This window comes from Klebsiella sp. CN_Kp100, assembly GCF_040065315.1.
In the GTDB taxonomy this organism is placed as follows: domain Bacteria; phylum Pseudomonadota; class Gammaproteobacteria; order Enterobacterales; family Enterobacteriaceae; genus Klebsiella; species Klebsiella oxytoca.
The window spans coordinates 94363-103534 of the sequence record NZ_JBEAIJ010000030.1; the positions used below are offsets into that span (position 1 = coordinate 94363).

8 protein-coding genes are annotated in these 9172 nt (G+C 56.7%); 3 read left to right on the top strand and 5 right to left on the bottom strand.

Annotation, left to right across the window (positions count from 1 at the left end; translation table 11 throughout):
• Positions 1-8: 8 nt before the first annotated feature.
• Together ABLV12_RS10280 and ABLV12_RS10285 are read left to right on the top strand one after the other, a co-directional pair.
• Positions 9-1319: an MFS transporter gene (locus tag ABLV12_RS10280; protein WP_004116060.1), complete on the top strand. Its 1311-nt coding sequence runs from the start codon at positions 9-11 to the stop codon at positions 1317-1319.
• A gap of 33 nt (positions 1320-1352) precedes the next feature.
• Complete coding sequence (locus ABLV12_RS10285) at positions 1353-2948, top strand: altronate dehydratase family protein (RefSeq protein WP_004116062.1); 1596 nt, start codon at positions 1353-1355, stop codon at positions 2946-2948.
• Between the two features lie 100 nt (positions 2949-3048).
• Here ABLV12_RS10285 and livF read toward each other — a convergent pair whose 3' ends face one another.
• The 5 genes from livF to livK are packed head-to-tail and all read right to left on the bottom strand — an operon-like array spanning position 3049 to position 7914.
• On the bottom strand, positions 3049-3762 hold the full coding sequence (livF, locus tag ABLV12_RS10290) for a high-affinity branched-chain amino acid ABC transporter ATP-binding protein LivF (RefSeq protein ID WP_004126158.1): 714 nt from the start codon (positions 3760-3762) through the stop codon (positions 3049-3051).
• 17 nt (positions 3763-3779) lie between these two features.
• Complete coding sequence (gene livG / locus ABLV12_RS10295; protein ID WP_004106537.1) at positions 3780-4547, bottom strand: high-affinity branched-chain amino acid ABC transporter ATP-binding protein LivG; 768 nt, start codon at positions 4545-4547, stop codon at positions 3780-3782.
• Positions 4544-5821, bottom strand: a complete 1278-nt coding sequence (gene livM, locus ABLV12_RS10300; protein WP_004106539.1) for a branched chain amino acid ABC transporter permease LivM — start codon at positions 5819-5821, stop codon at positions 4544-4546. The genes livG and livM overlap by 4 nt, the downstream gene beginning before the upstream one ends.
• Positions 5818-6744, bottom strand: a complete 927-nt coding sequence (gene livH / locus ABLV12_RS10305) for a high-affinity branched-chain amino acid ABC transporter permease LivH (protein WP_004106541.1) — start codon at positions 6742-6744, stop codon at positions 5818-5820. Before livH ends, livM begins: the two co-directional genes overlap by 4 nt.
• A 60-nt stretch (positions 6745-6804) precedes the next feature.
• The gene (gene livK / locus ABLV12_RS10310; protein WP_004116079.1) at positions 6805-7914 is read right to left on the bottom strand and encodes a high-affinity branched-chain amino acid ABC transporter substrate-binding protein LivK; all 1110 of its coding nucleotides are present in this window, start codon (positions 7912-7914) and stop codon (positions 6805-6807) included.
• 421 nt (positions 7915-8335) lie between these two features.
• On the opposite strand from livK, the gene panM reads away from it, so the two are divergent.
• Complete coding sequence (gene panM, locus ABLV12_RS10315; protein WP_004116081.1) at positions 8336-8722, top strand: aspartate 1-decarboxylase autocleavage activator PanM; 387 nt, start codon at positions 8336-8338, stop codon at positions 8720-8722.
• Positions 8723-9172: the final 450 nt, after the last annotated feature.

The window sequence follows — 9172 nt, forward strand, 5'->3', positions numbered from 1 at the left end:
GAGGTATTATGAAAACCATCACAGCTTACGACAATCCGGCCCTCAATTCCGCGATTACGAAATCATGGAAGCGCCTGGTGCCACTGATGTTTATTTTGTACTTCATCGCCTTTATCGACAGGGTGAACGTGGGATTCGCTAAAGAGGCGATGCAGGTGGATATTGGGCTCTCCAATTCCGCCTTCGCCCTCGGGGCAGGGATCTTTTTCGCCGCCTATGCGCTATTTGGCATTCCCGCAAACCTGATCCTGAATAAAATTGGCGCGCAGAAATGGTTAAGCATCACTACTGCGCTGTGGGGCGTTCTCTCTGCCCTCACCGGACTGGTGCAGACGGAAACCCAGTTTATTGTTCTGCGTTTTTTACTGGGATTAGGCGAAGCCGGTTTTTATCCCGGTATTCTGCTGCTGGCCTCCATCTACTTTCCCAATAAAGTTCGCGCATCCGTCGTCGGTATTTTCGTACTCGGCGTACCGCTGGCGCTGACCTTAGGCTCGCCCATCTCCGGCGCGCTGCTGGAAATGCACGGTTTCCTCGGTAAACCCGGCTGGTTCTGGATGTTCTTTATTGAAGGCATTCCGGCGGTCATCATGGGGATCTTCGCCTGGTTCTGGCTCGACGATACGCCGGCCAAAGCGCGCTTCCTGAACGAAGAAGAGAAAAAGGCGCTGATTGCCCAGCTACAGCAGGAGCAGCGGCAGACGGAAACCAGCAGCGTTGGTACCGCGCTGAAAAGCCTTAAAGTCTGGCACCTGGCGCTGATCTACGGCACCATCCAGATCAGCGTGTACGGACTGATGTTCTTCCTGCCTTCGCAAGTCGCCTCGCTAATGGGTTCCACGCTCGGCTTTAAAGAGTCGCTGGTCGCCGCCATTCCGTGGGCCTGCTCCGCCGTCGGCGTCTATTACATTCCGCGTCTGGCGGACAAAATGCCGGCTCGCCGGGTACTGATTTCGGTCATCTGTATGCTGGCTGCGGCGCTGGGGCTGTTTGTTTCTGCCTGGTCCGGCCCGGTGCTCGCCATTGCCGCGCTCTCGCTGTCGGCCATCGGCTTTCTCTCCGTGCAACCCATTTTCTGGACTTTCCCGGCGCAGATTGTGTCAGGCTCGGCGCTGGCCGCCAGTATCGGCTTTTGCACCACCATGGGCGCGTTTTGTAGCTTCCTGGCGCCGCTCATTCGCGTTGAGGTCGATACCTTCTTCGGCAATGATTCGGCGGGCCTGGTCGCACTGTCGCTGATTACCGTCTGCTGTGCGCTGCTGATTGCCGCTCTTGCCGGCAGAAAAGCGACAAACGGCGTTGCGGTTACCCATCACTAAGTCCTGATGCGCTTATAACAAAGGATAAATAACATGCAGACCATCTTAAAGATTGACCCTACTGATAACTTAATCGTTGCGCTGCAGGACTTACGCAAAGAACAGCGGGTTCACTGGAACGATGAGGCCTACGTTCTGCGTAGCGATGTCAAAGCCAAACATAAATTTGCCACCGAGGATATTGCGCCCGGCGATATCGTTTCGCTGTACGGCGTACCGGTCGGTAAAGCGACGCGCCCCATCACCCGGGGCGAAGCCATCACCACGGAGAATATCAAACACTACGCGGCCCCGGTTACGCTTGACGATGTCGCCCCCTATGACTGGCAGCAGCCGGATATTTCCGCCTGGCAGCAGCGGACGTTTAAGGGAATCGTGCGTGAAGATGGCCGGGTCGCCACCGCAAACTACTGGCTGGTCATTCCGCTGGTATTCTGTGAAAACCGCAACGTTCAGCGCGTCACCGATGCGCTAAACGACGCCCTTGGCTACGCCAATAACGGCCTGAAAAATTTTGCTCGTCAGGTGACATCGGCAGGGGCTTTAAACGATACCCGACATCTGCCCTTTCCGCATCTTGACGGTATTCGCTGTATTACCGTTAATTCCGGCTGCGGCGGCGCCACCTCGGACAGCATGACGATGTGCGACGTGCTGGCCGCCTATTCCGATCATCCTAACGTTCTTGGCGTGACGGTCTTCGCCCTCGGCTGTGAAAAAGCGCGAATTGTTGATTTCAACGCCGCGCTGGCGAAGCGTAACCCGAACTTCAGCAAACCGATTATTTACTTCAGGCAGCAGGACTGGAGTAGCGAAGAAAAAATGATGCAGGATGCGTTGACCGAAACTTATAACGCGATCCGCGAAGCCCCCGTCGCCGAGCGGCAGGACGTCCCGCTCTCCCACCTCAAAATCGGCGTGAAGTGCGGCGCTTCTGACGGGTTCTCGGGGATCAGCGCAAACCCGGCGATGGGCGAAGTATCCGACCGCCTCGTCGCCCTCGGCGGCGCATCGGGGCTGGCGGAATTCCCCGAGCTGTGCGGCGCGGAAGGGGATATCGTTCAGCGCTGCGCGACCCGGGAGCTGAAAGAGAAGTTTTTGTCGCTGATGAAAAACTATGAGCATGTCGCGAACTTCTTCGGCACCACCATCGCCGATAACCCCAGCCCGGGAAACATTGCCGATGGGCTGATCACTGACGCGATAAAATCCGCCGGCGCGGCGAAAAAAGGCGGCAGAGCGCCAGTTAGCGCGGTATGCGACTATGCCGAACCGATGGGAGAAAGCGGCCTTTCGCTGGTCTGCACGCCGGGCAACGATGTGGACGCGGTAACGGGCCTGGTCGCGGCGGGGTGCAACGTGGTGATCTTCTCAACCGGGTTGGGTACGCCGACGGGGAACCCTATCGTTCCGGTTCTCAAAGTTTCAACCAACACCGCGCTCGCAAAAAAGATGCCGGATATTATCGATTATGACTGCGGGCCGATTATCGAAGGCACGCCACTGGCGGATATCGCCGACGGCCTGTTTGAGAAAATCATCGCTACCGCCAGCGGAACCTGGCGCACCAAAGCGGATGCGCTCGAACAGTATGATTTTATGCTGTGGAAACGCTCTCTGGAGCTGTAGGAGTCAAGTAAAAACGCCCGGCAGATGCCGGGCGTTTGGTGTGGATAGCGAACCTCTTTAATATACCGTTCTGGCGTTCCTGCCGGGCGTCTTGATTACACTACCCGCCCAGATAGGCGCTGCGTACCGCTTCATTCGCCAGCAGCGCATCGCCGGTATCCTCCAGCACCACGTGACCGTTTTCCAGCACGTAGCCGCGGTCGGCCAGCTTCAGCGCCTGGTTGGCGTTCTGCTCGACGAGGAAGATAGTCATCCCCTGCTCGCGCAGCTGTTCGATGGTATCGAAGATTTGCTGAATGATAATCGGCGCCAGACCGAGCGAAGGCTCATCCAGCAGCAGCAGGCGCGGCTGGCTCATCAGCGCGCGCCCGATGGCCAGCATCTGCTGCTCGCCGCCGGACATGGTGCCCGCCCGCTGAACCCGGCGCTCATGCAGGCGCGGAAACAGCTCATACACCCATTTAATACGGGTCTGGAACTGGTCGCGATCGGCAAAAAAACCGCCCATCGCCAGGTTCTCTTCCACCGTCATCCGCGAGAAGACCCGGCGCCCTTCCGGCACGATCGCCACCGCTTCGCGCATGATTTTCGCCGTCTGCCAGTCGGTAATATCTTTACCGTCGAAAACCACGCGGCCGCTGGAGGCGCGCGGGTCGCCGCACAGGGTACCCAGCAGCGTGGTTTTCCCCGCACCGTTGGCACCAATCAGGGTGACAATTTCTCCCTGATTGATATGCAGACTGACGTTGTGCAGCGCCTGGATTTTGCCGTAATGCGCGCTGACGTTGTCAAAAGATAACATCACTTTTTCCATCTTATGCGTCACCACCATTATGCTTCACCTAAATAGGCGCGGATCACGTCCGGGTTGTTGCGGATCGCTTCCGGCGTACCGTTGGCCAGCGGCGTGCCCTGGTTTACCACGTAAATACGGTCGGAAATGCCCATCACCAGCTTCATATCGTGCTCAATCAGCAGGATGGTGGTGTTGTGATGGCTGCGTAGCTCGACGATCAGCTCATCCAGCTCTTTGGTCTCTTTCGGGTTTAGCCCCGCGGCGGGCTCATCCAGCATCAGGATTTCCGGCTGGGTCACCATGCAGCGGGCGATCTCCAGACGGCGCTGGTCGCCGTAGGCCAGGTTACTGGCCTGGCGGTTGGCGTGTTCGAGCAGGCCAATACGCTCAAGCCAGGTCGCGGCGCGATCGAGCGCTTCGCTCTGGGCGCGGCGGAAGGATGGCGTCTTCAGAAGGCCGGAGAAAACCCCGGTTTTCAGCTGCTGATGCTGTGCCACCAGCAGGTTTTCAATCACCGTCATTTCGCGGAACAGACGCACGTGCTGGAACGTTCGCACTACGCCCATGCGGGCAATCTGCTGGCCCGGCAGCCCTTCCAGATGCTGGTCACGCAGCATAATAGTGCCGCCAGTGGGCTTGTAGAAACCGGTCAGACAGTTAAAAACGGTGGTTTTGCCCGCGCCGTTCGGGCCGATAAGCGAGACAATTTCCCGCTCGCGCAGCTCCAGCGACACGTTGTTAACCGCCAGCAGACCGCCGAAACGCATCATCAGACCGTTTACGGATAATAATGGCTGACTCATGCCTGCTCTCCTTTTGCCTGACCGTTTTTCAGCTTCAGCTGCGGACGCGTCATCGGCAGAAGCCCCTGCGGACGCCAGATCATCATCAGTACCATCAGCGCGCCCAGCATCAGCATGCTGTACTCATTGAAATCACGCATCAGCTCGCGCGAGACCACCAGCAGAACCGCCGCCAGGATCACCGCAAACTGAGAGCCCATACCGCCGAGAACCACAATCGCCAGCACAAAGGCCGACTCGGCGAAGGTGAAGGATTCCGGGCTGACGAAGCCCTGACGGGCGGCGAACAGCGTTCCGGCAAAACCGGCAAACGCGGCGCTGATGGTAAAAGCGGTCAGCTTGATGCGCGTCGGGCTGAGGCCCAGCGAGCGACAGGCGATTTCATCTTCGCGCAGCGCTTCCCACGCGCGGCCCAGCGGCATACGCAGCAGACGGTTAATCACGAACAGACTTAACACCACCAGCAGCAGAGCGACCAGGTAGAGGAAAATGACGCGATCGGAGGGGTCGTACTTCACGCCAAAGAAGTTGCTGAACGTATCCCAGCCGCCTTCACGGGCGCTGCGGCTAAATTCAAGGCCGAAGAGCGTCGGTTTTGGGATCTGGCTAATGCCGTTCGGACCGCCGGTTATTTCGGTGTTGTTAAGCAGCAGGATGCGCACGATTTCGCCGAAGCCGAGCGTGACAATCGCCAGATAGTCGCCGCGCAGACGCAGGACCGGGAAGCCAAGCAGGAAGCCCGCCGCCGCCGAAACCAGCCCCGCCAGCGGCAGGCAGGTCCAGAAGCCCAGGCCGTAATAGTGGTTCAGCAGCGCAAAGGTATAGGCGCCGATGGCATAAAAGCCGCCGTAGCCCAGCACCAACAGGCCGGAAAGTCCTACCACCACGTTAAGACCCAGGCCGAGGATGATATAGATCATCGTCAGCGTGGCGATATCCACCGTCCCGCGCGACACCATAAACGGCCACGCCACGGCGATAACCAGCAGGGCGATCAGGAATAGCTTCTGTTTTACCGTCGAACCGTCGATAGCCGGCAGAATAAACTTCGGCCCGGAGACGTTCTTCATGGTTTTCTGAAAAATGGGACGCAGCAGCTGGAAGAAGAAAACCACTGCGGTTCCGATAAAGATCCACTGCCAGCGGATATCGGCGGCGGTATCCACCACCAGCTTCGTGCCGTCAAGCTCCAGCTGCACGCCCATAAAGACGCCCGCCAGGATAAAGAACATAACTGCCGACAGCAGCGCCATCGCAAAATGCATCGGTTTCATACTTTTTCTACCTCCGGACGGCCCAGGATGCCGGTAGGCATCACCAGCAGAACCAGGATCAGCAGCGCGAAGGAGACCACGTCTTTATATTCCGTGCTGAGATAGGCAGAAGAGAGCGCTTCGGCAATACCGAGGATCAGCCCGCCGATCATCGCGCCAGGAATGCTGCCGATGCCGCCCAGAACCGCAGCGGTGAAGGCCTTCATCCCGGCCATAAAGCCGATGTAGGGGTTGATAACGCCGTAAAACTGTCCGAGCAGAACGCCGGCAACCGCCGCCATTGCCGCGCCGATCACAAAGGTCAGCGCAATGACGCGGTCGGTGTTAATCCCGAGCAGGCTGGCCATTTTCAGATCTTCAGCGCAGGCGCGGCAGGCGCGCCCCATGCGGGAATAGCGAATAAACAGCGTTAGCGCCAGCATGGCGATAAAGGTCACCACCCAGATCACCAGTTGCATGGTGGTAATGGTCGCGGAGAAGTTGTCGCTACTGCCCACCGTCCACTGGCCGTTAAACAGGCTTGGCAGCGCGACATCGCGCGAGCCTTCCGTCAGGCTGACGTAGTTTTGCAAGAAGATCGACATCCCGATGGCGGAGATCAGCGCAATCAGGCGTTTTGAGCTGCGAACCGGCCGGTAGGCCACGCGCTCGATACTCCAGCCGTAGGCGCTGGCAATCACGATAGCGCCGACGAATCCGGCAGCAACCAGCAGCCAGCTGGTATCAATACCCATCATCATCAGGGCGGCAATGATCATGAAGGAGACGTAGCTGCCAATCATATACACCTCACCGTGGGCGAAGTTGATCATGCCGATAATGCCGTACACCATGGTATAGCCGATGGCAATCAGCGCATAGGTGCTTCCCAGCGTGACGCCGTTAAACATCTGCTGCAAAAAATAGAGAAACTGCTCGGACATAAGGTAACCTTTTTCAACCCGCCCGCTTTGCACGGGCGGTGGGATAACTTGTCTTATGGCTTATTTCGCGAGGGTGGATGACCCATCCGCGTGCCACTGGAAGACACCAAACTCAAATCCCTTCAAATCGCCTTTTTCGTCCCAATTCAGCGGCCCAATCACGGTTTTCGCGCCGTGAGCTTTCAGATCTTTGATTAAATCCAGCGGCTCCTGGCTTCCGGCCCGGTCCATCGCCTGCGCCAGTGACTGTACGGCGGCGTAGGTGATCCAGACATACGGACCGCTCGGGTCCTTCTTCTCCGCTTTGAGCGCGTCAACGATAGCGCTGTTAGCCGGGTCCTGGTCATAGCGTTTTGGCATCGTGACCAGCATGCCTTCCGCCGCATCGCCCGCGATATTGGACAGCGACGCGTTACCCACGCCTTCCGGGCCCATAAACACGGTTTTCAGCCCTACGGAACGCGCCTGGCGCAGCATCTGACCCATTTCCGGGTAGTAGCCGCCGTAGTAAACGAAGTCGATATTCTCTTTTTTCAGGCGCGCCAGCAGCGCGGAGAAGTCTTTTTCGCCAGCGGTGATGCCGTCGAAGAAGACGATATTCGCGCCGCCTTTTTTCAGGCTTTCCTGAACAGAGCGCGCCAGGCCTTCGCCATACTGCTGTTTATCATGAATGATAGCAATACGCTGCGGTTTGACGTTTTCCATGATGTATTTAGCGGCGGTCGGTCCCTGCGAGGAGTCCAGACCCGCAGTACGCATGATGTACTGATAACCGCGCTGAGTCAGCTCCGGGTTAGTCGCTCCCGGCGAGATCATCAAAATGCCTTCATCTTCATAGATATCGGATGCCGGCTGAGTGGAAGAAGAGCAGAGGTGGCCGATAACATACTGGATGCCGTCATTGACGATTTTGTTCGCCACCGCCACGGCCTGTTTCGGGTCACAGGCGTCATCGTACTCTACGCCGACCAGCTTATCGCCCTTAATGCCGCCCTGAGCGTTAATGTCTTTGATTGCCTGGCGCGCGCCGTTAAATTCCATATCGCCCCACTGGGCTACCGGGCCAGACATCGCGCCAACAACAGCGACCTTAATATCTTTGGCAAAAGCCGCCTGGGACATCGCCAGTGCGACTAACCCCGCGATAACCGTTTTCGCGTTCCTTTTCATGCTGCAGAACCCCGTTCGTGATGTGGTGTAAATATTTTGTATTTTTATGGTTAAAAAGCATTCTGTGCTTTTATTAAACAACGCTACTTTTACCATTATCTTTAATGGTTTAGCGAGGTTTTTTGCCTGAATCCAGAGTAAATTCTCTATTTTTCAGGCGATTAAGCAAAGATAATATTCTGTATTTACGGGAAGATAAACAAAAAAAGTCCAGCAAACAGCATAAAATAACGATACATAAGGCGGAATAAAACGCTATATATCAGGTTAAAATTCTGCTTATTTTTCGATCCATGATGAATTGCTCTACCCTGTTCCTTCCAGGAAAACGAATCCCCTGATGACGAGGCAAAAAACGGCGCTCCGCCTGGCGGGGAATTTGGATACACTGACGCATCCGTTTTAACTGGACTCACCGAGCATGAAATTGACCATTATTCGTTTACAGCACTTCAGCGATCAGGATCGTATCGACTTAGGGAAAATCTGGCCGTCGCAGGATCTCGCGGCACTGGCGATAGATGAGAGCCATCGTATTTACGCCGCCCGCTTCAACGAGCGTCTGCTGGGAGCGGTACGTATTACGCTGAATGGCGTTGAGGGCGAACTCAGCGCGCTGTGCGTGCGTGAAGTGACCCGCCGTCGCGGCGTCGGGCAATATTTAGTGGAAGAAGCGCTAAAGGATAATCCAGAAATCACCAGTTGGCGGATTGCGGATGCCGGCGTGGAAGACCGCGGCGTGATGGCGGCGTTTATGCAGGCGCTGGGCTTTAGCGCGCAAACGGGCGGTTGGGTAAAAAATCAGTAAATCGGCGAAAGAAGGCTGAACATTCCCGGATTGCGGCCGAACGCCTTACCCGGGCGACAAAAAACCAGACCGCACCAGCCTGTAGCCCGGGTAAGCGCAGCGCGACCCGAGAAGAAACCGCACCAATGCATCAACCCCGGTGCATTCCCCGGGTTGCGGCGTAACGCCTTACCCGGCCTACCGACTAAAAAAGGCAACTTACGTTGCCTTTTTGCTTTTACCTTTCTCCTCGCCTATGCGAAGAGGCAAGGATCAACTGATTTAACCCAGCATTTCGCGCTGCAAAAAGGCGGCAAGCGCTGAAATCCCCGGGTGCTTACATCAGTAAGTGACCGGGGTTGAAGCGTGCAGCCAACGCCTCTGCGGCATGAAGGGCCCCGTTCATTTAACCAAGAATTTCGCGCTGCAAAAAGGCGGCAAGCGCTGAAATCCCCGGGTGCTTACATCAGT

Bases quoted from the DNA above. Each gene is read 5' to 3' on its own strand.
- ABLV12_RS10280 (WP_004116060.1), top strand. From the start codon at position 9: ATGAAAACCATCACAGCTTACGACAATCCGGCCCTCAATTCCGCGATT.
- ABLV12_RS10285 (WP_004116062.1), top strand. From the start codon at position 1,353: ATGCAGACCATCTTAAAGATTGACCCTACTGATAACTTAATCGTTGCG.
- livF (WP_004126158.1), bottom strand. From the start codon at position 3,762: ATGGAAAAAGTGATGTTATCTTTTGACAACGTCAGCGCGCATTACGGC.
- livG (WP_004106537.1), bottom strand. From the start codon at position 4,547: ATGAGTCAGCCATTATTATCCGTAAACGGTCTGATGATGCGTTTCGGC.
- livM (WP_004106539.1), bottom strand. From the start codon at position 5,821: ATGAAACCGATGCATTTTGCGATGGCGCTGCTGTCGGCAGTTATGTTC.
- livH (WP_004106541.1), bottom strand. From the start codon at position 6,744: ATGTCCGAGCAGTTTCTCTATTTTTTGCAGCAGATGTTTAACGGCGTC.
- livK (WP_004116079.1), bottom strand. From the start codon at position 7,914: ATGAAAAGGAACGCGAAAACGGTTATCGCGGGGTTAGTCGCACTGGCG.
- panM (WP_004116081.1), top strand. From the start codon at position 8,336: ATGAAATTGACCATTATTCGTTTACAGCACTTCAGCGATCAGGATCGT.